This is a genomic window from Streptomyces sp. NBC_01515 (genome assembly GCF_045040345.1).
GTDB lineage: Bacteria > Actinomycetota > Actinomycetes > Streptomycetales > Streptomycetaceae > Streptomyces.
On record NZ_CP109416.1, the window covers coordinates 4,177,102 to 4,199,296 of the forward strand.

The following is a 22,195-nucleotide window of genomic DNA, read 5'->3' on the forward strand; positions in this document are numbered from 1 at the left end:
GCTCTAGGAGACCGTCGGAGCCGGGGACGGGCCGGTGTGGCCCTTCTCCGCGCGCCAGCCGTCCACGATGGCGGCCTGCAGACCGAACATCTCGGCCTTCTCGTCCGGCTCCTCGTGGTCGTAGCCGAGGAGGTGCAACACACCGTGGACGGTGAGGAGTTGGAGCTCCTCGTCCATGGTGTGCTGCGTCTCGGCCTCGGCCCCCTGCTTCGCGGCGACCTCCGGGCACAGCACGATGTCACCGAGCAGCCCCTGCGGAGTCTCCTCGTCGTCCTTGCTCGGCGGACGCAGCTCGTCCATCGGGAAGGACATGACATCGGTCGGCCCGGGCAGGTCCATCCACTGGATGTGGAGCTGCTCCATGGCGTCCTCGTCCACGACGATCACCGAGAGCTCGGAAAGCGGGTGGATGCGCATCCGTGCGAGGGCATAGCGGGCGATGTCGAGGATCGCCTGCTCGTCGACCTCGGTTCCGGACTCGTTGTTGACGTCGATCGACATGGTCGTGCTGATCTACTTCCGCTTGTCACGGGCACCCTTGTGGGTGCCGTTCTCCGTACCGTTCTCGCTGTCGTACTGCTCGTACGCGTCGACGATACGGCCGACCAGCTTGTGCCGTACGACGTCCGCCGACGACAGGCGGGAGAAGTGCACGTCGTCGAGCCCCTCCAGGATGTCCTGCACCTGCCGCAGCCCCGACTTCGTGCCGCTCGGCAGGTCGACCTGCGTCACGTCACCGGTGATCACGATCTTCGACTCGAACCCGAGCCGGGTGAGGAACATCTTCATCTGCTCGGGGCTCGTGTTCTGGGCCTCGTCCAGGATGATGAAGGCGTCATTGAGCGTCCTACCACGCATGTACGCCAGCGGTGCCACCTCGATCGTGCCCGCCGCCATCAGCTTCGGGATCGACTCCGGGTCCAGCATGTCGTGCAGGGCGTCGTACAGGGGGCGCAGGTACGGGTCGATCTTTTCGTAGAGGGTGCCGGGGAGGAAGCCGAGCCGCTCGCCCGCCTCGACCGCGGGGCGGGTGAGGATGATCCTGCTGACCTGCTTGGCCAGCAGGGCCTGGACCGCCTTGGCCATGGCGAGGTAGGTCTTGCCGGTGCCGGCGGGGCCGATGCCGAAGACGATCGTGTTCTTGTCGATCGCGTCGACGTACCGCTTCTGGTTGAGGGTCTTGGGGCGGATCGTGCGGCCTCGCGAGGACAGGATGTTCTGGGTGAGCACCTCGGCCGGTGTCTCCTCGGGACCATCCCCGTTCTCACTCGCCCGCAGCATGGCGATCGAGCGTTCCACTGCGTCCTCCGTCATCGGCTGCCCGGTGCGCAGCACCAGCATCATCTCGTCGAACAGGCGCTGGACGAGGGCGACTTGGCGGGCGTCGCCGACCGCGCTGATCTCATTGCCCCGGACGTGGATGTCGGCCGCCGGGAAGGCCTTCTCGATCACGCGCAGGAGGGCGTCTCCGGACCCCAGGACGGTGACCATCGGATGCTGGGCGGGGACGGTGAACCGTGCCTTCGCCTGCTCCTGCGCGGGGGTGTGAGCTGTGGGTGTCTGAGTCATGGGCCGGCTCTGTAGGCCTTGCTCGTCCTCCTCGAAAAGACTCGCCCGCCACAAGGGCGGCCTGGTGATTCCAGGGTACGCCGGGCCACTGACAACGCCGTAGGGCTTTTCGGTGACCGTCGGGCCACGAAATCCGGGCCTGTCCCGGCTTGCTCCGGGAGCGTGTCCGGCGCAGGGGAGGCGCGCGAGGTGCCGCCGTGAGCCCTGTTCGCGCCCCCTCGCTTGTACGGACAATGTGCTGCGTCAGCCAAGTGTCAGCAGGAGATCCGGCCGGTGGGCCGTGGCTCCCACCGCCGGGCCGTACAGGGAAAGCAGGTCGGCCGCTGTGTTCGTGCGTCTGCCCACGTCCGTGTCCGAAGCACAGGAGTGCCTGGCCGAAGGGGCGGTGCCCGTCGGCGGGGCGACGCTTGTGTGGGCCTCCTGGCAACGGGACGGGTTCCCCGAGCAGGCGGTGTCCCTGCGGGAGCTGCCCGAGGCGAAGGTGATCGGGGACGGGACGCTGGGCGCGGCCGTACTGCTGCACGAGATGGACGAGCGGGTGCCGGAGGTGCTGCGGCGGGCCGCGGCGGGCGTGGGGACCGGGGCCGTACGGCGGACCGCGACCGTCGGCGGCAACATCGTCGGCAGCACGCTGCGCTGTCTGCTGCCCGCCGCGCTGGTGCTGGACGCCCGCGCGGTGGTCCTGGAGCCGGACGGTCCCGTCGAGACCGACCTCGCCGAGCTGCTCGCGAAGCGGCCGGTGCTGTTGAGTCTGCGCTGGCCGGAGCCGGTCGCCAGCGGCTACCGCAAGCTGACCGGTGTGCTGCGGGGCGAGGTGCCGTTCGTGGTCGCGGTGGCGGTGGGCGCGGCGGAGGGCACGGAGGCGCGCGTCCTGCGGGTCGCGGTGCGGGACGGCTACGACGTGCTCAGCGAGACCGTTCCCTACGGCACGGATGCCGCCCGGATCGTCGGCGCCCTGGCGCTCACACCGCTCGGCACCTTGCCCGAGGCGGTCTTCGAGGCGGTACGGGAAGAGGTCACCGGCGTGCTGGAGCGTGCGGCGGCCCGCTGAGCGGGAACGGTTCGCCTCCGGGACTCCGGGGCTCCGGGACAGGCGACGAGTGCCCGGCCGCCATGCCCCTCATTGACCCTCATCGCCGCTCATCGCCGCGCCTAGGCCGACCGGCCGAACCCGATCGTCGGCACCGCGCGCCGCAGCGGCCACGGGCTGCCGCTGCCCTGCTCCGCCGGTACGAGTCCCGCGAGGAACGCGTACCGGTTCAGGGCCGTCGGGTCCTGGCCCTCGACCGACTGCACCTTGCGCCACCAGGCGCCGAGCTCGGACCAGCCCGGCGCGGAGAGGGAGCCGCCGAACTCCTGGACGGAGAGGGCGGCGGTGAGTCCGGCGAAGGCGAGGCGGTCGGCGAGCGGCCAGCCGGCCAGGGTGCCGGTGACGAAACCGGCCACGAAGACGTCGCCCGCGCCGGTGGGGTCGAGGGCCTCGACGGCGATCGCCGGGACCTCGGCGGACTCCCCGGTGCGCCGGTCGACGGCGTAGGCGCCGTCCGCGCCGAGGGTGACGACGGCAAGGGGTACGTGTTCGGTGAGCGCGTGGGCGGCGGCGCGGGGGCAGTCGGCGCCGGTGTAGCGCATGGCTTCCTCGGCGTTCGGCAGGAACGCCTCGCAGTGCGCGAGGTCGGCGAGGCCGGCGAGGTCCCAGGCGCCGGTGTCGTCCCAGCCGACGTCGGCGAAGATCCGGGTGCCCTCGCTCGCGGCCTGGGCGACCCAGGGAGCCTGCTTGCCGGGGGTGAGCGAGGCGACGGCGGCACGCGCGCGTGGCGGGCAGTCCGGTGCGCCCCCTTGGCCGAACACGACCTCGGGGGGCGGCTCGTGCCCATGGGACACCATCGTGCGCTCACCCTCGTACGCCATCGACACGGTGACCGGCGAGTGCCAGCCGGGCACGGTCCGGGAGGCGGAGAGGTCGATGCCCTCCCCCTGCTGCAACGCGTCCCAGCAGTACTCGCCGTAGTGGTCGTCACCGAAGGCCGCGGCGAGGGAGGTCCGCAGCCCGAGACGGGCCAGCGCGGTCGCCATGTTGGCGACTCCACCGGGGCTCGACCCCATCCCGCGTGCCCAGGACTCGGTGCCGCGCACCGGGGCGGATTCGAGCCCGGTGAAGATGATGTCGAGGAAGACGGTGCCGGTGAGATACACGTCCCAGGGCGGATCGTCCGCCGCCCGCAGCCCGGCCAGCGGATCGACCCCGCAGGACGGCCCTTCGCTGCGGGACGACGGTCCCTTTCCGGTGGACGCGTTGGACGCGGTCACGGTGCGCTCCCTGACGTGATACGGATCAGGCCAGTGTGCACCACCACGCGCGCGTGGGGGCGGCTCCCGCTCCGGACCCGCCCGTCGCACCGGTGTCGGGCAACCGCAGGTCCGGGCTCTACGGTGCGTGCCGCGGCCGGTGCCGCCCCGCCCGCGGACACCGCACCGCACGCGTCCGGATCCGGTCACCCGGTTCCTACCAGCGCGGCATCGACGGCGTGACCCACTCCGGGTCGGTGACGCGCATCGCGGCCGCGTCGTCGCGTTCGCGCAGCGCACCGTCGTCGTCGAGCCAGCGGCGGTGCAGGAACTCCAGCTTGGCGCGGTCGAGTTCGACACCGAGGCCGGGGGCGTCGGAGACGGTGACCTTGGCGTCGGTGAAGGTGAGGCGTTCGGTGAGGACGTCCTCCGACTGCCAGGGGTAGTGGGAGTCGCAGGCGTGGTGGAGGTTGGGGACGGTCGACGCGACGTGGGTCATCGCGGCGAGGCTGATCCCGAGGTGGGTGTTGGAGTGCATGGAGATGCCGACGCCGAACGTGCGGCAGATGGCGGCCAGTTGCTGGGTGTTGCGCAGTCCGCCCCAGTAGTGGTGGTCGGAGAGCACCACCTGTACGGCGTCCTTCGTGAAGGCTTCCTCGATCTCGGCGAACGTCGTCACGCACATGTTGGTGGCGAGCGGCACGTCGGTCCCGGCGGACACCTCGGCCATCGCGGGGGTGCCGAGCGCCGGGTCCTCCAGGTATTCGAGGACGTCCCCGAGTTCCTTCGCCACCTTCAGCGAAGTCTCCACGGACCAGGCGCCGTTGGGGTCGAGGCGCAGGGGGTGGTCGGGGAAGGCCGCCGCCAACGCCCGTACGGCGGCGATCTCTTCGTCGGGCGGGAACACCCCGCCCTTGAGCTTGAAGGAGGTGAAGCCGTACCGCTCCTTGAACTTCCGTGCCTGCTCGACGACTCCGGCCGGGTCGATCGCGGCACCCCAGTCGTCCTTCTCGCTCGCGACGCCCTCGGGATGGTCGGCCCACTTGTAGAACAGGTACGCGCTGTACTCGACCGCGTTCCTCAACTTGCCCCCGAGCAGGGCGTGTACGGGCAGCCCGAGCGTCTTGCCGAGGGCGTCGAGGCAGGCGACCTCGAAGGCGGAGACGACGGAGAGGCGCAGCTTGTCGGCGGTCTGGACACCGCGCAGGCCGCCGACGTCGACCTGTCCGGAGATCCGCGAACTGTCGACGGCCAGCTCGTCGGCGACCGTGAACAGGCCGTTCAGGTCGCTGACTTGACGGCCGGTCAGCTTCTCGGCGAAGGGGCGGGCCAGTTCCAGGTACTTGGTGTCGCCGTAGGTCTCGCCGAGGCCGGTGATCCCGTCGGCCGTCTCGATCTCGACGATCAGGCGCGGGGTGTAGGGCTGGTGGACGCCCTGGGTGTTCAGGAGGGGCGGGTCGGCGACCAGGATCGGGGTCAGGCGGACGTCGGCGATGGTGAGGTTCACAGCGCGGCTCCTACGAGGTCGAGTCCGGTGGCGAGCAGGGTCGTGAGCTCGGCCAGGTCGGCGGCCGAGGGGTCGGTGAGCGGGGCGCGCACGGGTCCCACCGGCTGGCCGCGCAGTCGGGCCGCCGCCTTGACCAGCGACACGGCGTATCCCGGTACCCGGTCGCGGAGTTCGACGAACGGGACGTAGAAGTCGCGCAGCAGCCGCTCGACGGTCTTGTCGTCGCCGTCCGTCAACGCGGTGAAGAAGGCGTTCGCGATCTCGGGGGCGAAGGCGTGGACGGCCGAGGAGTACGCGGGGACGCCGACCGTGGCGTAGGCGCGGGCCTGGATCTCGGCGGTCGAGGCGCCGTTGAAGAACAGGAAGCCCTCGGGGGCGGCGAGCGTGAGGCGTTGCAGGCGGTCGAGGTCGCTGTGGCCGTCCTTGAGGCCGATGACGCCGGGGATCGCCGCGATGCGCTTCAACGAGCTTGCGGTGAAGGCGACTTGGCCGCGCTGGTAGGCGATGAGCGGGAGTCGGGTGCGGGCGGCGAGCTGCTCCAGCTGCGCCACCAGGCCGTCCTGCGGGGCGGCGACGAGGTAGTGCGGGAGGACGAGGAGCGCGTCGGCGCCGGCCTCCTCCGCGATGCGTGCGAAGCGGGCGGCCTGTGCCCAGCCGTAGCCGACTCCGGCGACGACGGGGACGCGGCCGGCCGCCTCCTCCACCGCGATGGTGACGACCGTGCGGTACTCGTCCTCGTCCAGCGAGAAGAACTCGCCGGTGCCGCAGGCGGGGAACACGGCGCCGGGGGCGGTGGCGATCCGGGCCGCGACATGGGTGCGGAAGCCGTCGGGGTCGAGGGAGCCGTCGTCGTGGAAGGAGGTGAGCGGGAAGGAGAGCACGCCGCCCGCCATCCCGTCCCGGAGCCTGCGCACCACGGTCTCCGTGGTCTCCGTTTCGCCGTTCACTTGGGCCATCTCCCTATGTAGACGTTATCCATGTATGAAGACAGAGGTTAGATACACGAACCTCGACCGTCAATGGGGCGCCCGCGCTCGCTAACATCGCCCCATGTCAGAGCCCGGTGGCGTCCGCGAGGTGAAGTCCGCCGCCCGTACGGTCGAGCTGCTCGAACTGCTCGCCGCGCGCGGCGACCGTCCCGCGCGCCTCCAGGAACTCGCCGACGAGCTGGGCGTGCCGCGCAGCTCCATGTACGCCCTCCTCCAGACCCTGATCGCACACGGCTGGGTCCGCACCGACATCACCGGCTCGCTCTACGGCATCGGTATCCACGCCCTGCTCACCGGCACGACCTATCTGGACTCCGACCCGCGCGTGCGGGTCGTACGGCCGTATCTCGACGAGGCGTCCCAGGCGCTCGGCGAGACGATCCATCTGGGGCGGCTGGACGGGCGGGACGTGGCGTATCTGGCGACGCGGGAGTCGCACGAGTACCTGCGGACCATCAGCAGGGTGGGGCGGCGGCTCCCGGCCCACGTCGGCGCCCTGGGCAAGGCGCTCCTCGCCGAGCGCCCGGACGCCGAGCTGCCGCCCGCGCCGTACGAGGCCGCGACGCCCAACACCCACACGTCCCGGGACGCGTTGGCCGCCGACCTCGCCTCGATCCGCGCCCGGGGTTACTCGATCGACCGCGAGGAGGGCGTCGTCGGGATCGTCGGTTTCGGCTTCGCCCTGCGCTACGACAACCCGCCGCTGGACGCGATCAGTTGCTCGGTTCCGGTGGCTCGGCTGACGCCGGGGCACGAAGGGCAGATCGTTGCCGTGATGCGGGAGATCCGGGCGAAGATCGAGGGGTCGTCGGCTGCGGCGGGTGGAGCGGTGCACTGGCGGTAGTAGTGGGCGCGCCCTCTGGGGGCTGCGCCCCCAGACCCCCATCGGCCCTGAAGGGGCCTCGTCCTCAAACGCCGGACGGGCTGAAAATTGCGGGCCTGTGTTGAAAGGCACCGAAGCGAAAGGCACGGGAGCTGAAGGCGCGGGAGGCGAAGGCACCGGAGCGAAAGGCGCGGAAGCCGAAAGGCACCGGAGCTGAAGGCACCGGACCAGCCGAGCGTTCCGGCCTGCGCCGAGACCTTCCTGCTGAACCGAGCGTGCTGACCTATCGACCCGCCGGCCTGCGCCGAGACCTCCCCGCCGAACTGAGCCCGCTGGCCCGCTGGCCTGCGCCGAGACGTGCCAGGCAGGCCGAATGACGCCCCCGGCACCGGGAATTGGGCGCTCGTTTACCCGGTCCCCCCAACGCCAAACTGAACGTGCCCCAGATCACACCCCCCGCCCTTCTTTCGTGAACCGCGTGCTTGATACAAATTGGCCGCGCGTTCCTGTCCGTCGACGGTCGTCGCCCAATCCCCTTTTTGAGCCGCTTCTTTCGCATGCCCTGGGAACGCCCGTGTCCGCCCGCAGCACCACCACACCCTGGCCCCTCGTCGCCCTTTTCACGGCCGGGTATCTAGCCCCCTACCTCCTCCCCACCACCGTCGGCAGGCTCGACGCGGGGCTGTCGCTCTCCGCCACGCAGGCCGGTGCCGTCGGCAGTGCGCTGCTGCTGAGTTCGGCCGCGGCGGGGTTTCTGCTCGCCTCGCGGGTCGACCGGGTCGGGCCGCGCACGCTCGCGCGGATCGGTCTCGCCCTCGCCGTTCTCGGGTACGGCTCGGCCGCCCTCACCCACGCCGTCCCCGCGGTCATCGCGGGCGCGGTGGTCGGCGGATTCGGCTCGGGTACGGCCACCACGGTCGCCGCGTCCGGGATCGCCGCCGAACGGGACCCCCACCGCGCCTCCACGCTCGGCCTGTTGTGCGTGTCGGCACTCGCGGGCGCCGTCTATCTGACGGTCCCGCACCTCGGCGCGGGCCACGGCCAGCCGCTCGCCGCGATCGCGCTCACCGCACTCGCCGTATGGCCACTGACCGGACGACTCCCGGTCCGTACGACGACGGCGCACACGCGCGTGAAGACCGCCGGACTCCCCCACCGCCGCGCCGGACTGGTCCTCGCCGGCACCCTGTCGTGCTGGTCCCTCGCCCAGAACTCCCTCTGGGGCGTCAGCGGCCGCATCGGCATCAACCAGGCCCACCTCTCCGAGGTCACCGTCGGCGCGGTCTTCGCGATCGCGCTCGGCACGGGGCTGGTGGGCGTGATCGGCGCGGGCGCGCTCGGGGCCCGGCTGGGGCGCGCGGTGCCGATCGGGGCGGGGACGGCGCTCATCGCGGGCTGCATCGTGCTCAGCGCGTCCGCGCACGACCTGAGGACGTTCGCGACCGGCGAGATCGCCTGGAACACCCTCTACCCGATCGTCCTGTCCTACGTCCTCGGCCTCGCCGCCTCCCTTGATCCGCGCGGCCGTTGGGCCGTCCTCGTCGGCTCGGCCTCGTCGCTGGGTACGGCGGCGGGCCCCCTGGTCGGCAGCGTGCTGTCGGCGCGGGCCGGGTTCCCGGCGATGGGCACGATCCTCGCGGTGGGGCTGGTCGTGATCGCGGTACCGATGACCGGGGTCGCTCTCCACACCGGCGGCCGGCTGCTGGTGCCGGGCACGGTACGACGGCGCGGGGGCACCCCGGCAGGCGGCCACGGCGACCGGCGGCTGAGCCGCACATCGACACAGGCCCAGGCCCAGGCCCCCAGGGGCGCGGGGCTGTGTCGATGTGCGGCTCCGCCGCGGGGCGCGACCAGCCCCCACCGGCCCGCAGAGTCACCGCCGACCTACGAGAACTCGTACGCCTCCACCTCGGCCAGATAACGACCCCGCCGCTCCTCGTCGTCCTCCAGGAAGGACGCGACGAAGGAGTTCCGGGCCAGCTCGCGCAACCGGTCCTCGGTCAGGCCCAGTGCCTCACGTACCGCGTCGAAGTTGTCGCCCGCGTACCCGCCGAAGTAGGCCGGGTCGTCGGAGTTGACCGTGCAGAGCAGGCCCGCGTCCAGCATGGCGGGGAGGGGGTGCTCGGCGAGGACGTCCACCGCGCGCAGCCGGACGTTCGACAGGGGGCAGAGCGTCAGCGGGATGCGGTCGCGCACCAACCGCTCCACCAGCTCCTCGTCCTCCATGCACCGCAGCCCGTGGTCCACGCGCTCGACCCCCAGAACATCCAGCGCCTCGGTGATGTAGGCCGGCGGGCCCTCCTCACCGGCGTGCGCGACGCGTCGTAGGCCCAGCGCGGCGGCGGCCTCGTACACCTCGCGGAACTTCACCGGCGGGTGGCCGACCTCGGCCGAGTCGAGGCCGATGCCGGTGATCCGGTCGAGGTACGGCTTCGCCGCGTCCAGGGTCCGCAGGGCCGAGTCGGCGGACTCGTCGCGCAGGAAGCAGAGGATCAGGCGGGTCGAGATGCCGTGGTTGGTCTCGCTGCTGCCCAGGGCCCGCCACAGGCCCTCCACCACCGTGCCCATGTCCACGCCCCGCGCGATGTGCGCCTGCGGGTCGAAGAAGATCTCCGCGTGCCGTACGCCCTGCGCGGCGGCGCGGGCGAGATAGGCGTTGGCGAGGTCCTCGAAGTCCCGCTCGGTGCGCAGGACGGCCATCAGCTCGTAGTAAAGGTTCAGGAAGGTCTGGAGGTCCTCGAAGAGGTACGCCTTGCGGAGTTCTTCGGTGTCCGCGTACGGCAGCTCCACGCCGTTGCGGGCCGCGAGCGCGAAGGCCAGCTCGGGTTCCAGGGTGCCTTCGATGTGCAGGTGCAGTTCGGCTTTGGGAATGGGCATCGAAGTATCGTACGGGTGTTTTACCGCCGTTTCGGAACCGGCACCCTGAGTAGATCGTGCGCCACGGTCAGCTCCCCCTCGAACCCCGCCGCCCGCGCCTGCCGCTCGAACTCCTCCGGCTCGGAGTACCGCTGGCTGAAGTGCGTGAGGACCAGGTGCCGTACGCCCGCGTCCCGCGCCACCCGGGCCGCCTGCCCTGCGGTCAAGTGGCCGTGGTCTACGGCCAGTTGCTCGTCCTCGTCCAGGAACGTCGACTCGATGACCAGCAGGTCGCAGCCCTCCGCGAGGGCGTGCACCCCGGCGCACAGGCGGGTGTCCATGACGAACGCGAAACGCTGGCCGTGGCGTACCTCACTGACGTCGTCGAGGGTCACATCGCCGATCGTCCCCTCGCGCTGGATGCGGCCCACGTCCGGGCCCTTGATGCCGTGCGCGGCGAGGCGGTCGGGGAGCATGCGGCGGCCGTCGGGTTCGGTGAGGCGGTAGCCGTAGGACTCGACGGGGTGGGAGAGCTTGCGGGCTTCCAGGGTGTACGCGGGAGTGGTGGCGAGTACGCCGTCCTCCGACACCGGGGACTCCGTGATGCCCACCGTCTCGCGGTACGCCGTGGCGTAGCGCAGGCGGTCGAAGAAGCGCCGGCCCGACTTCGGGTAGTGGGCGGTGACCGGGTGCGGGACGCGGTCCAGGTTGATGCGCTGGATGACGCCCGCGAGGCCGAGGGAGTGGTCGCCGTGGAAGTGGGTGACGCAGATGCGGTTCAGGTCGTGCGCGGCGACCCCCGCGCGCAGCATCTGGCGCTGGGTGCCCTCGCCGGGGTCGAAGAGGATGCCCTCGCCGTCCCAGCGGAGGAGGTAGCCGTTGTGGTTGCGATGGCGGGTGGGGACCTGGCTGGCTGTGCCGAGGACCACGAACTCGCGTACGGACATGGCGAGTTACCCGGGCGGCCACTGCATGCCGCGACCGCCCATGACGTGGGCGTGGGCGTGGAACACGGTCTGGCCCACGCCGCTGCCGGTGTTGAAGATGACGCGGTAGCTGTCGAGCTTCTCGTCGGTCGCCACCTCGCCTGCCTCGCGCAGTACGTCGGCGGCGATTGCCGGTTCGGCTGCGGCGAGGGAGGCGGCGTCGGGGTAGTGGACCCTTGGGATCACCAGGACGTGGGTCGGGGCCTGGGGGTTGATGTCCCGGAACGCGACGGTGGTGGACGTCTCTCGGATGATCGTCGCGGGGATGTGGCCTGCGACGATCTTGCAGAACAGGCAGTCGTCCTGCGGGTCCCCTGACATGTGGCTTCCCTCCGAGGCTGGGCTGTGCTTTACGCGGGGCATCGTATCGTCGTTGGGTGCGGCGCCGTCGTGGCTGGTCGCGCAGTTCCCCGCGCCCCTTAGGTGGGCAAGCCTGGCGGGGTTTTGGCCGGACTGGTCTCCAGTGACTCCAACGCCAGCCTGATTGCCTCGTCCAGCTGGGTGTCCCGTCCCGCCGCATAATCCTGAGGCCTCTGCACCACCTCCACGTCCGGATCCACCCCGTGGTTCTCCACCCCCCACCCGTAACCCTCAAGCCAGAACGCGTACTTGGGCTGGGTGATGAGCGTCCCGTCCACCAACCGGTACCTGCTGTCGATGCCGATCACGCCGCCCCACGTGCGTGTGCCGACCACCGGGCCGATGCCGAGCGCCTTGATCGCCGCGTTGACGATGTCGCCGTCCGAGCCGGAGAACTCGTTGGCCACGGCCACTACGGGACCGCGGGGTGCGTCCTCGGGGTAGCTGTACGGGCGCATGCCGCGCGGGAGGTCCCAGCCGACGATGCGGCGGGCCAGTTTCTCGACTACCAGCTGTGAGGTGTGGCCGCCGCGGTTCTCGCGGACGTCGACGACCAGGCCCTCTCGGGCGACCTCTACGCGCAGGTCGCGGTGGATCTGGGCCCAGCCGGGGGCCTGCATGTCGGGGACGTGGAGGTAGCCGAGGCGACCGCCGGACTTCTCGTGGACGTAGGCGCGGCGGTCGGCGACCCAGGCGTGGTAGTAGAGGGGTTCCTCGTCCGCCAGGGGGACGACGACCGCGTGCCTCGGGTCTCCGCCGGCTGCCGGGGAGATCGTCAGCTCGATCGGTTTGCCCGCCGTGCCGACGAGGAGGGGGGCCGGTCCCGTGACCGGGTCCACGGGCTGGCCGGCCACCGCGAGGATCGCGTCTCCCGTGCGGACCGCTACGCCGGGGGCGGCGAGCGGGGCGCGGGCGTTCGGGTCGGAGGTCTCCGAGGGCAGGATGCGGTCGATGCGCCAACTGCCGTCCTCGTGACGGGAGATGTCGGCGCCGAGCAGGCCCTGGCGCTCACCGTGGCCGTAGCCGCCGCGCGGGGTGACGTAGGCGTGCGAGGTGCCGAGTTCGCCGTGCACCTCCCAGAGGAGGTCGACCATGTCGTCGTGGGTCGCTACGCGGTCGAGGATCGGGCGGTAGCGGTCCAGGACGCCGGTCCAGTCGACGCCGCTCATGTCCTCGCGCCAGAAGTTGTCGCGCATGATGCGGCCGGTCTCGTCGAACATCTGGCGCCACTCGGCGGCCGGGTCGACGGTCTGGCGGATGCGGGACAGGTCGACGTTGATGTTCGTGTCGTTGTCGTCGTCCTCGGAGGAGGCTCGGCGGTCGCTCGGGACGACACGGAGCTTGTGGTCGGTCCAGAGCAGGACGCGCTTGCCGTCGCCGCTCACCTCGAAGTGGTCGGCGTCCCCGGCGAGGTGCTCGATGCGCTGCTGGGCGAGGTCGTAGCGCTCCAACTCCGTTTTGGGGTCCGGGTCTTCGGGGGTCGCGCGGGTGGCGCCGAGGACTCCCTGGACCGGGTGGCGCAGCCAGAGCACTCCGTCCTTGGCCGCTCGCAGGTTCGTGTAGCGGCCTGCCTCCACCGGGAAGGGGACGATGCGGTCGGCCAGGCCTTCGAGGTCGACGCGGGTGGTGGGGCGGCCCTCGCTGTCGGGGGTCTCCTCCTTGTCGGGGGCCTCGAAGGGGCGGCCGTGCCGCTGCGGGCCGAAGGGGGACGGGGTCGTCGCGGCGAGGGTGATCAGGTGCGGGCGGTCGCCGACCACGAAGGCGAGGTCGAAGACGTGCTCGTCGTAGACCGGGTCGAAGGAGCGGGTGGAGAGGAACACCAGGTGTTTGCCGTCGAGGGTGAAGGCGGGGGCGTAGTCCTGGAAGCGGAGCGGGGTCGCCTCGGTGACCGACAGGTCGGTGGTGCCGGCGAGTTTGAGCTGGCGCAGGGGGCGCGGGCCGGCGTGCGACCAGGCGAGCCAGGCCGAGTCCGGGGAGAAGGCGAGGCCCGAGGCGTCGCCGTCCTCGCTGCGGTCCACCTCGCGGACCTCGCCGGTCTCGCGCTCGACGAGGAGGACGCGGCCGTCGTGCGAGCCTACGGCGACCCGGCTGCCGTCGGGGGCCACGGTGAGGGCGAGGACGCGGCCGAGCTGTCCGGCGGCGATTCTGCGCGGGGTGGCGCCGGGGGCGAGGCCGGTGGCGGGGGCGAACTCCAGGGCGTCGTCGCCCTCGGCGTCCGTCACCCACACCACCCACTCCTCGCCGTCGGCGCGGAAGGTGCGGGGCAGCCGGGCGCGGACGCCGGGGGTGGCGGCGAGCGCGCGGGCCGGGCCGGAGCGGTGGGTGACCCAGTGGACGGCGCCGCGCACGGCGACCGCGCTGCCGCGCGCGGTGTGGTCGGGGGACGCGGAGCCGAACCAGCGGGCCGCGGGCACCGGGAACGGCTGCTGGTCGATGCGCTGGCCGCCGAGCCGGATGTCGAGGCGGCGCGGTTCGGCACCGTCCAGGTCGTCCAGGAGCCAGAGTTCACCGGCGGAGGAGTAGACGATCCGGGTGCCGTCACCGGACGCGTGCCGCGCGTAGAAGCCGTCGAGCGGGGTGTGCCGGCGGAGGTCGGAGCCGTCCGCGAGGGAGGAGTACAGAGCGCCGGTGCCCTCATGGTCGGAGAGGAACGCGATCCGCTCCCCCGCCCACACCGGGTACTCGATGTTGCCGTCCAACTCCTCGTGCAGGCGCGTGAATTCACCGTCGCCGTCACGGTCGATCCACAACTTGCCCGCCGTGCCGCCCCGGTAGCGCTTCCACCAGGCGGCCTCGCGGCCCATGGGGGCGGAGAGGAGGACCGTGGCCGTCTCACCGCGGGCGACGTCGCCGACCCAGCCGTACGGGAGGATCGTCGCCGGTCCGCCGTCCAGCGGGACCGAACGGGCCCAGCTGCGGCGGAGGTTGGCCTGGCCGTGGGCGCTGGTCACGAGGACCTCGCCGTCGGCGGTCCAGCCGCGCACCTGGGTGCGTGAACTGCCCCAGTACGTCAGGCGCCTGGCGGGGCCGCCGTCGACCGGGGCGGTGTGCACCTCGGGGGCGCCGTCGCGGGCGGAGGTCCAGGCGACGGTGGCGCCGTCGGGCGAGATGCGGGGGTGGGTCACCGGCACGTTCTCCGCGCTGACCCGCCAGGCCCGGCCGCCGCTGTCGAGGGACGCCAGCCACACGTCGTCCTCGGCGGTGAAGGCGACCAACTCGCCGTGCAGGTGCGGGAAGCGGAGATAGGCCTGGGCTGCGGACGCTGAGGGCTGAGTCACCTGATCAGGTTATGCATCGGTGCCATCCGCCGACAGCCCTTTGGATCACTTGCCCTCGACGGGCCAGCAGGTCGGGTCGCCCTTGCACCAGATCGTCTTGGTGACCGTGACGGTCGGCCCCGGGCCGTAGGTCAGCGTCGGGTTCGGGTTGTTCACGGACGACGGCGTCGCCGCGTTGCAGTCACCGAGCCCGGTGACGTGGAAGACCTGCTTGCCTGCCACCTTGGCGACCAGGTCGCCGCGCACACACGCGCCGTCGACGGCCCGGGTGACCTTGCCGGTGACGGTGATGTCCCGGTTGTCGCTCGTCTGCCCCTGGCAGTCGACGCTGACGACCGTGGTCTCGGTCGGCGAGGGCGTCTTCCCGGGCGTGTAGGCCTTGTTGTTGCTGCCGTAGTTGCCCGTGCAGGTCAGCCAGCGCACGCTGACATGGTCCCGCTTGAGCTCCGCGGTCGCCGTCTTGTCGGTGGTGTACGCGACGGTCGCCGAGCTGAGATCACCGGGCTGGCACGCGACGGCCCCGCCCACGGTCACCACCGCGAGCCCCGCCACAGCGGCCACCCGCCGCCCGCGCGGCCGGAGCAGGTTCCGTCTCAACACCCTCATGGGCGGCAGCCTGTCACCGTCGGAGCGCGCGCGGAAGAGCGCATACGGCCACCCGCGCGCCGGGGGCGCAGTTCCCCGGCGGACGGCCTCAGCCGCGCAGCAGCAGCCACTCCTGAAGCTCCACCACATTGCCCTCGGGGTCCTTGAGATGGGCGACCCGCATCCGGTCCGTCATCGGCGCGGGCCCGTGCAGCAGCTCCGCACCCCGGGCGGTGATCTGCCCGCAGTACCCGTCCAGGTCGTCGACGCGCAGGACGACCAGCGAGCGGTGTCCGGTCGCCAAGTCCCCCAGTTCACCCAGGACTTGGGCCATCATCGCGCGGTCCTGAAGGGCGATCCCGGCGGACCCGATCGCGGGGCTGAACTTCTCGTACGGTCCCTCGGCCGCCCCCGACTGGGGCTTCAGGCCGAGGACTTCGGCGTAGAAGCGGTAGCAGGCGGCGAAGTCGGTGACGAGCAGCCGTACTTGGGCGAGTTCCACGGCGATCCCCCCTGGTTCAGGACCAGCGTCCGGTACGGCCCAGGAGCAGGGCGGTCGCCGCGGTCCCGGCCGTCGATGTACGCAGCACGCTACGCCCGAGCCGGCAGGCCTTCGCCCCCGCGTCCTCGAAGAGGGCCAACTCCTCGGGGGAGACGCCTCCTTCGGGGCCCACGACCAGCACGATCTCGCCCTCGGCGGGGAGTTCGGCGGTGGCCAGGGGCTCGCTGCCGTAGTCGCGGTCCTCGTGGAGGACGGCGGCGAAGTCGGCTTTGGCCAGAAGTGCCGCAACCTGCTTGCTCGTTGCCGCGTCCGCGACCTCCGGGAAGCGCAGCCGGCGGGACTGCTTGCCGGCCTCGCGTGCGGTGGCCCGCCACTTGGCGAGGGCTTTGAGACCCCGGTCGCCCTTCCACTGCGTGATGCAACGGGAGGCCGCCCAGGGGACGATCGCGTCGACGCCGGTCTCGGTCATCGTCTCCACGGCCAGCTCGCCGCGGTCGCCCTTGGGGAGTGCCTGGACGACGGTGATGCGGGGCGTGGGCTCCAACTCGACGGGGAATGCGTGGAGTTCGACGATCAGGCGGTCCTTGCCCTCGACCCTGAGGACCACACCGGAGGCGCCCCGACCCTGTCCGTCCGTGAGCACGACATCCTCACCGGTCTGCAGCCGCCGTACGGAGACGGCGTGCCGTCCCTCGGGGCCGGCCACCTCGGCGACGGAGCCGGGGCCCACACCCTGGAGGGACTCGACGACGAACACCGGCGCGGTCATCGCAGCTCGCCCCCGGCCGACAACGCTGTCCGGGCGGAGGCCAGTTCGGCGACGAGTACCTCGACCAGCTGGCCGGCGGGCAGCTCGCGGGCCATGCGGTGGCCCTGTCCGGCCCACAGGGCCATGCCCTGCGGGTCGCCGGACGCGGCGGCCTGCTTGCGGAGCGGGGAGGTCAGGTGGTGGATCTCCGGGTACGCGGCGGGGGCGTACGGGCCGTGCTCGCGCATGAAGCGGTTGACCAGGCCGCGGGCCGGGCGGCCGGAGAACGCGCGGGTCAACTCGGTGCGCGTGAACAGGGGGTTGGTGAGCGCCTGCTTGTGCAGGGCGTTCGCGCCGGACTCGGAGGTGGCGAGGAACGCCGTGCCGAGCTGGGCCGCGCTCGCGCCCGCCGCGAGGGCCGCGGCGATCTGGCTGCCGCGCATCAGACCGCCCGCGGCGACGATCGGAAGGCTCACGGTCTCGCGGATCTGGGCGACCAGGGAGAGCAGGCCGATGCCGGCGCCGTCGTTCTCCGGGAGGTCGCGGTGGGTGCCCTGGTGGCCGCCGGCCTCGACGCCCTGCGCGATCACCGCGTCGGCACCGGCCCGCTCCACGGCGAGGGCCTCCTCGACGGTGGTGACGGTGACGAGGGTGAAGGTGCCGGCCCGGCGCAGCGAGTCGAGTATCTCCGGGGTGGGGATGCCGAAGTGGAAGGAGGCCACCGGCACCGGGTTGTCGAGCAGGACGGACAGCTTGGCGTCGTAACCGTCCTCACGGCCGCTGTCCGGGTCGCCGAGTTCCGTGTCGTACCAGGTGGCCTCGCCGGCCAGCTGGTGGGCGTAGACGTCGACCGCGGCCTTGTCCGCGTACTCCGGCTGCGGCATGAAGAGGTTCACGCCGAAGGGGCGGGCCGTCAGGCTCCGCAGCTGCTTGATCTCCTGGTACATGCCGTCGGCCGTTTTGTACCCGGCGGCGAGGAATCCCAGCCCGCCGGCCTCGGCCACGGCGGCCGCGAGGCGCGGGACGGAGACACCGCCCGCCATCGGGGCCTGCACGATCGGATGAGGGAAGAGATCGGTCAGTGCGGAGGACATGACGGCATGTTGTCACGTCCTCCGAACAAGTCCGAATCCGGCCTTGGCGCTGGCACATGCCAGTACTTTCAGCCGGTTCGGCGATGGGGAACGAGCCTGTTCGGAATGAAGAGAGGGTCCGGGGGCGGAAGCCCCCGGACCCTCTCAGCGACCGTTGAAAGCGTCCTTGAGGCGCGAGAACAGCCCCTGCTGCCCCGGCTGGAACGTCCCCGTGGGGCGCTCCTCGCCGCGCAGTTTCGCCAGTTCGCGGAGCAGCCGTTCCTGCTCCACGTCCAGCTTGGTCGGGGTGGTGACCTCGACGTGCACGATGAGGTCGCCCCGGCCGCCGCCGCGCAGATGTGTGATGCCGCGGGTGTGCAGCGGGATCGACTGGCCGGACTGGGTGCCCGGGCGGATGTCGACCTCCTCCATGCCGTCCAGCGTCTCCAACGGCACCTTCGTGCCGAGGGACGCGGCTGTCATGGGGAGCGTGACCGTGCAGTGCAGGTCGTCGCCGCGGCGCTGGAACATCGCGTGCGGCAGCTCGTGGATCTCGACGTACAGGTCACCGGCGGGGCCGCCGCCGGGGCCGACCTCGCCCTCGCCCGCGAGCTGGATCCGCGTGCCGTTGTCCACACCCGCCGGGATCTTGACCGTGAGGGTGCGCCGCGAGCGGACGCGGCCGTCGCCGGCGCACTCGGGGCACGGCGTCGGCACGACCGTGCCGAAGCCCTGGCACTGGGGGCAGGGGCGGGACGTCATGACCTGGCCCAGGAAGGACCGGGTCACCTGCGAGACCTCACCGCGACCGCGACACATGTCACAGGTCTGCGCGGAGGTGCCGGGGGCCGCGCCCTCGCCGTTGCAGGTGTTGCAGACGACGGCCGTGTCGACCTGGATGTCCTTCGTGGTGCCGAAGGCCGCCTCGTCCAGCTCGATCTCCAGCCGGATCATGGCGTCCTGGCCGCGGCGGGTGCGCGAGCGCGGTCCGCGCTGCGACGCCGTGCCGAAGAACGCGTCCATGATGTCCGAGAAGTTCCCGAAGCCACCGGCCCCGAAGCCCGCGCCCGCGCCGCCCGCCTGCGAGAGGGGGTCGCCGCCGAGGTCGTAGACCTGCTTCTTCTGCGGGTCCGAGAGCACCTCGTAAGCGGCGTTGATCTCCTTGAAGCGCTCCTGGGTCTTCGGATCCGGATTCACGTCCGGGTGCAGCTCGCGCGCGAGCCTACGGAAGGCCTTCTTGATCTCATCCTGCGACGCGTCGCGACGCACGCCGAGAACGGCGTAGTAGTCCGTGGCCACTTAGGACTCCGCCAGGATCTGTCCGACGTACCGTGCCACTGCGCGTACCGCTCCCATCGTTCCCGGGTAATCCATGCGGGTCGGTCCGACCACGCCGAGCTTGGCGACTGCCTCGCCGCCCGAACCGTAGCCGACCGACACCACGGAAGTGGAGTTGAGTCCCTCGTAGGCGTTCTCGTGACCGATCCGTACGGTCATGCCCGAATCCCCCGCCTCACCAAGCAACTTGAGGAGGACGACCTGCTCCTCCAGGGCTTCCAGGATGGGGCGGATAGTGAGGGGAAAGTCATGTCCGAAGCGGGTGAGATTGGCGGTGCCGCCGATCATCAGCCGCTCCTCGGTCTCCTCGACGAGGGTCTCCAGGAGGGTGGAGAGCACCGTCGCCACTGTGCCGCGGTCCTCGGCCTCGAAGGCCTCCGGCAGGTCCTGCACGAGCAGCGGCACATCCGCGAAGCGGCGCCCCGCGATCCGGCTGTTGAGCCGCGCCCGCAGATCCGCGAGCGAGGCCTCGCCGAACGGCGCCGGGCAGTCGACCATGCGCTGCTCGACCCGCCCGGTGTCGGTGATCAGCACGAGCATCACGCGCGCGGGGGCCAGCGAGAGCAGCTCCACGTGCCGGACGGTCGAGCGGGTCAGCGAGGGGTACTGCACGACGGCGACCTGCCGGGTGAGCTGCGCGAGCAGCCGTACCGTACGGCCGACGACGTCGTCCAGGTCCACGGCACCGTCAAGGAAGTTCTGGATCGCCTTGCGCTCGGGGCCGGTCATCGGCTTGACGCCGGCGAGCTTGTCGACGAACAGCCGGTAGCCCTTGTCGGTCGGGATGCGCCCGGCACTGGTGTGCGGCTGCGCGATGTAGCCCTCGTCCTCCAGGGCCGCCATGTCGTTGCGCACGGTCGCCGGGGAGACGCCGAGGCTGTGCCGCTCGGTGAGCGCCTTGGACCCGACCGGCTCCTCGGTGCCGACATAGTCCTGGACGATGGCGCGCAGCACCTGAAGCCTGCGTTCGCTGAGCATCGCGCACACCTCCAGTTCTGGTCGCCGTTTTGTTGCCGGGCTGCCCTTTCCTGGCACTCTGTGCGCGTGAGTGCCAGCGTTCCCCGGCCCAGTGTACGGCCGTGAGGTACACCCCGGGCAAGGCCGGTCCTGCGATGTCATGCCCCGAGTGCCGTCACCGTTAGCGTCGCCGTATGACGGTGACTTGGGAAGAGGCGGGGTGGGAGCGGCTGGCCGCCGGGGTGGGCCGGTGCCGGCTGCCTGGCTGGGACTGCACGGTCGGGCTGGTGATCGGCGGGGACTCGGCGCTGCTGATCGACGCGGGGTCGAGCCTGGCGGAGGGCGCGCGGTTGCGCGGACAGGCGCAGGCGCTGGCCGGGCGCCGGGTGCCGCTTCTCGCGCTCACCCACCCTCATTTCGACCATGTCTTCGGAGCGGCGGCCTTTGCCGGGGCGACGGTTTTCGTGGCCGCGGGCGCGAACGAGGTGTTCGAGAGCGGTGGGGAGGAGTTGCTGGCCGACGCGGTGCGCAACGGGCTGGACCCGGAGGCCGCGGAGAACGCGACGGACATCCTCGTACGCCCCCGCGAACCCGTGTGGGGCCCCACACTGCTCGAACTGGACGGCGGTCCGGAGGTCCAGTTGGTGGCGATGCGCGGACACACCGCCCACGATCTCGCGGTCGTGGTGCCGGGCGACCCGCCGGTCGTGTTCTGCGGCGACCTGGTCGAGGAGTCCGGCGAACCCCAGGCGGGCCCGGACGCCGTTCCGGGTCTCTGGCCGGCCGCCCTGGACCGCCTCCTCGAACTCGGCGGGGAGGACGCGGTGTACGTGCCCGGTCACGGAGCGGTGGTGGACGCGGGGTTCGTGCGGGCCCAACGGGACGCGTTGGCAACGCGTTTCGGCGTGTCGTGACGGTGGTCGCCCCGGTTCTCCTATCGTCATCCGAATGCGCCAGTACTCCGCCGACCTGACCCCGCCGTGGAAGAAGCCCAAGCCGGCCCCCGAGGTCCCCGCGGAGGCGGGCCTGGTGGTCGAGGAGCCGGGCACCGGTTTCTGCGGCGCGGTAATCCGCTGCGAGGCGGGCACGGTCACCCTGGAGGACCGCTTCGGCAAACACCGGGTGTTCCCGATGGAGCCGCGCGGCTTCCTCCTGGAGGGCCGGGTGGTCACCCTGGTGAAGCCCGTATCAAGTCCCCTACGACCCACTCGTACGGCGTCCGGTTCGGTGGCCGTCCCGGGTGCACGCGCGCGTGTGGCCCGCGCCGGGCGGATCTACGTGGAGGGCCGGCACGACGCCGAACTCGTCGAGCGGGTGTGGGGCGACGACCTGCGCATCGAGGGCGTGGTCGTCGAGTACCTGGAGGGCGTCGACGACCTCCCGTCCATCGTCGCGGAGTTCGCCCCCGGCCCGGACGCGCGGTTGGGCATCCTGGTCGACCATCTGCTCCCCGGCACCAAGGAGTGGCGCATCGCCCAGTCGGTCACCAGCGAGCACGCGTTGGTCGTCGGCCACCCGTACATCGACATCTGGGAGGCCGTGAAACCGTCCTCCGTGGGCATCGCCGCGTGGCCCCGCGTCCCCCACGGTCAGGACTGGAAGACGGGGGTGTGCCGGTCCCTGGGTTGGCCGGAAAACACCGGTGCGGTGTGGCAGGCGATTCTGGCCAAGGTGGGGTCTTACCGGGATCTGGAGCCGGAACTGCTGGGGCGGGTGGAGGAGTTGATCGACTTCGTCACGGATAGCGGTGAGGCGTGACGCTCTCGTAGGTGGCGAATTCGCCGGTGTCCAGTTCGATACCGACGGGTTCCAACGGTGTGAGGTCGCCGAACTTGGTGATCCGCCGGCACCGGTAGTCCGCGTTCTCGCCCGTGCCCGTCGGCTCGGTGAACAGGACGCACTGGGCCATGATCGGATCGATGATCAGGTACCCGGGTACCTTTGCCGCCGCGTAGATCGAGCGCTTGACGCTGTAGTCGCGATGGACGCTGTTGGTGGAGACGACCTCGACCAGCAGTGTGACGGCCTCGGCGGGCATCAGCCTTCCGTCATCGGGCCCGGTACCGCGCTCGATCACCACGAGGTCCGGCTGCGGCTCACTCGGCTCTTCGGGGATCGCCACCCGCTGCGTCTGAAGCCGTCTCCACCTCTGCCTGGGAATCTGGTCCTTAACCGTCCCCACGATCGCGTTGTGTACCAGGTCTGGGCTGGCCGTCAGCACGATCTCCCCCCGGAGAAGTTCGGCCCTCACGCCCTCAGGGGGCTCGAACTCCGCAAAGAACTCGGTGATTCGCCGGTCGCTCACAACGGCAGCCCAGGAAAGTGGATCAGCGAC

21 protein-coding genes are annotated in these 22,195 nt (G+C 71.3%); 5 read left to right on the forward strand and 16 right to left on the reverse strand.

Translation table 11 applies throughout. The features are described from left to right. Positions 1-3: 3 nt before the first annotated feature. Both ybeY and OG407_RS18510 read right to left on the reverse strand, forming a co-directional pair. Positions 4-501 carry an rRNA maturation RNase YbeY gene (gene ybeY / locus OG407_RS18505; RefSeq protein WP_033285959.1) on the reverse strand — a complete coding sequence of 166 codons (498 nt, stop codon included), beginning with the start codon at positions 499-501 and terminating at the stop codon, positions 4-6. Between the two features lie 12 nt (positions 502-513). Continuing rightward, positions 514-1,569, reverse strand: coding sequence for a PhoH family protein (locus OG407_RS18510; protein WP_405859409.1), 1,056 nt, complete (start codon positions 1,567-1,569; stop codon positions 514-516). 325 nt (positions 1,570-1,894) lie between these two features. On the opposite strand from OG407_RS18510, the gene OG407_RS18515 reads away from it, so the two are divergent. Then, entirely contained in the window at positions 1,895-2,620 is a 726-nt protein-coding gene (locus OG407_RS18515) for an FAD binding domain-containing protein (protein ID WP_405859411.1), read from the forward strand. Positions 2,621-2,721: 101 nt separating this feature from the next. Here the strand turns inward: OG407_RS18515 and OG407_RS18520 are convergent, their stop codons facing one another. The 3 genes from OG407_RS18520 to OG407_RS18530 all read right to left on the reverse strand — a co-directional run bounded on the left by OG407_RS18520 (position 2,722) and on the right by OG407_RS18530 (position 6,321). Next, the gene (locus OG407_RS18520) at positions 2,722-3,879 is read right to left on the reverse strand and encodes a carbohydrate kinase family protein (RefSeq protein ID WP_405859413.1); all 1,158 of its coding nucleotides are present in this window, start codon (positions 3,877-3,879) and stop codon (positions 2,722-2,724) included. A 196-nt stretch (positions 3,880-4,075) separates the two neighbouring features. Next, positions 4,076-5,365 carry a glucarate dehydratase family protein gene (locus OG407_RS18525; protein WP_405859415.1) on the reverse strand — a complete coding sequence of 430 codons (1,290 nt, stop codon included), beginning with the start codon at positions 5,363-5,365 and terminating at the stop codon, positions 4,076-4,078. Further along, complete coding sequence (locus OG407_RS18530) at positions 5,362-6,321, reverse strand: 5-dehydro-4-deoxyglucarate dehydratase (protein ID WP_405859417.1); 960 nt, start codon at positions 6,319-6,321, stop codon at positions 5,362-5,364. Before OG407_RS18530 ends, OG407_RS18525 begins: the two co-directional genes overlap by 4 nt. 94 nt (positions 6,322-6,415) lie before the next feature. Here OG407_RS18530 and OG407_RS18535 point away from each other — a divergent pair, with 94 nt between their 5' ends. Both OG407_RS18535 and OG407_RS18540 read left to right on the forward strand, forming a co-directional pair. Then, the gene (locus OG407_RS18535) at positions 6,416-7,198 is read left to right on the forward strand and encodes an IclR family transcriptional regulator (protein ID WP_405859419.1); all 783 of its coding nucleotides are present in this window, start codon (positions 6,416-6,418) and stop codon (positions 7,196-7,198) included. Positions 7,199-7,751: 553 nt separating this feature from the next. Next, positions 7,752-9,098 carry an MFS transporter gene (locus tag OG407_RS18540; protein ID WP_405859421.1) on the forward strand — a complete coding sequence of 449 codons (1,347 nt, stop codon included), beginning with the start codon at positions 7,752-7,754 and terminating at the stop codon, positions 9,096-9,098. Here OG407_RS18540 and OG407_RS18545 read toward each other — a convergent pair. From OG407_RS18545 to hrcA, 10 genes are all read right to left on the reverse strand, one after another. Beyond that, positions 9,062-10,054 carry an adenosine deaminase gene (locus tag OG407_RS18545; RefSeq protein WP_405859423.1) on the reverse strand — a complete coding sequence of 331 codons (993 nt, stop codon included), beginning with the start codon at positions 10,052-10,054 and terminating at the stop codon, positions 9,062-9,064. The two genes, OG407_RS18540 and OG407_RS18545, sit on opposite strands and share 37 nt — an antisense overlap. 20 nt (positions 10,055-10,074) lie before the next feature. Further along, positions 10,075-10,980: a ribonuclease Z gene (locus OG407_RS18550; RefSeq protein ID WP_405859425.1), complete on the reverse strand. Its 906-nt coding sequence runs from the start codon at positions 10,978-10,980 to the stop codon at positions 10,075-10,077. Between the two features lie 6 nt (positions 10,981-10,986). Then, a complete protein-coding gene (locus OG407_RS18555; protein WP_327404166.1) occupies positions 10,987-11,340 on the reverse strand; it encodes a histidine triad nucleotide-binding protein in 354 nt (117 codons plus the stop codon). Positions 11,341-11,438: 98 nt separating this feature from the next. Then, the gene (locus OG407_RS18560) at positions 11,439-14,657 is read right to left on the reverse strand and encodes a S41 family peptidase (RefSeq protein WP_405859427.1); all 3,219 of its coding nucleotides are present in this window, start codon (positions 14,655-14,657) and stop codon (positions 11,439-11,441) included. A 45-nt stretch (positions 14,658-14,702) separates the two neighbouring features. Next, a complete protein-coding gene (locus OG407_RS18565) occupies positions 14,703-15,263 on the reverse strand; it encodes a hypothetical protein (protein ID WP_403598686.1) in 561 nt (186 codons plus the stop codon). Positions 15,264-15,351: 88 nt separating this feature from the next. Continuing rightward, entirely contained in the window at positions 15,352-15,744 is a 393-nt protein-coding gene (locus OG407_RS18570; protein ID WP_366490906.1) for a VOC family protein, read from the reverse strand. A 16-nt stretch (positions 15,745-15,760) separates the two neighbouring features. Beyond that, on the reverse strand, positions 15,761-16,513 hold the full coding sequence (locus tag OG407_RS18575) for a 16S rRNA (uracil(1498)-N(3))-methyltransferase (protein ID WP_405859429.1): 753 nt from the start codon (positions 16,511-16,513) through the stop codon (positions 15,761-15,763). Then, a complete protein-coding gene (locus OG407_RS18580; RefSeq protein WP_405859431.1) occupies positions 16,510-17,586 on the reverse strand; it encodes a nitronate monooxygenase in 1,077 nt (358 codons plus the stop codon). Before OG407_RS18580 ends, OG407_RS18575 begins: the two co-directional genes overlap by 4 nt. A gap of 144 nt (positions 17,587-17,730) precedes the next feature. After that, a complete protein-coding gene (gene dnaJ, locus OG407_RS18585; protein ID WP_327404160.1) occupies positions 17,731-18,864 on the reverse strand; it encodes a molecular chaperone DnaJ in 1,134 nt (377 codons plus the stop codon). Continuing rightward, entirely contained in the window at positions 18,865-19,881 is a 1,017-nt protein-coding gene (gene hrcA / locus OG407_RS18590) for a heat-inducible transcriptional repressor HrcA (RefSeq protein ID WP_366490903.1), read from the reverse strand. A gap of 173 nt (positions 19,882-20,054) precedes the next feature. On the opposite strand from hrcA, the gene OG407_RS18595 reads away from it, so the two are divergent. Continuing rightward, positions 20,055-20,774, forward strand: coding sequence for an MBL fold metallo-hydrolase (locus tag OG407_RS18595; protein ID WP_405859434.1), 720 nt, complete (start codon positions 20,055-20,057; stop codon positions 20,772-20,774). A 34-nt stretch (positions 20,775-20,808) separates the two neighbouring features. Beyond that, positions 20,809-21,618: a DUF3097 domain-containing protein gene (locus tag OG407_RS18600; protein ID WP_405859436.1), complete on the forward strand. Its 810-nt coding sequence runs from the start codon at positions 20,809-20,811 to the stop codon at positions 21,616-21,618. Here the strand turns inward: OG407_RS18600 and OG407_RS18605 are convergent. Further along, positions 21,596-22,165: a Uma2 family endonuclease gene (locus OG407_RS18605; protein WP_366490900.1), complete on the reverse strand. Its 570-nt coding sequence runs from the start codon at positions 22,163-22,165 to the stop codon at positions 21,596-21,598. The two genes, OG407_RS18600 and OG407_RS18605, sit on opposite strands and share 23 nt — an antisense overlap. Positions 22,166-22,195 lie beyond the last annotated feature (30 nt).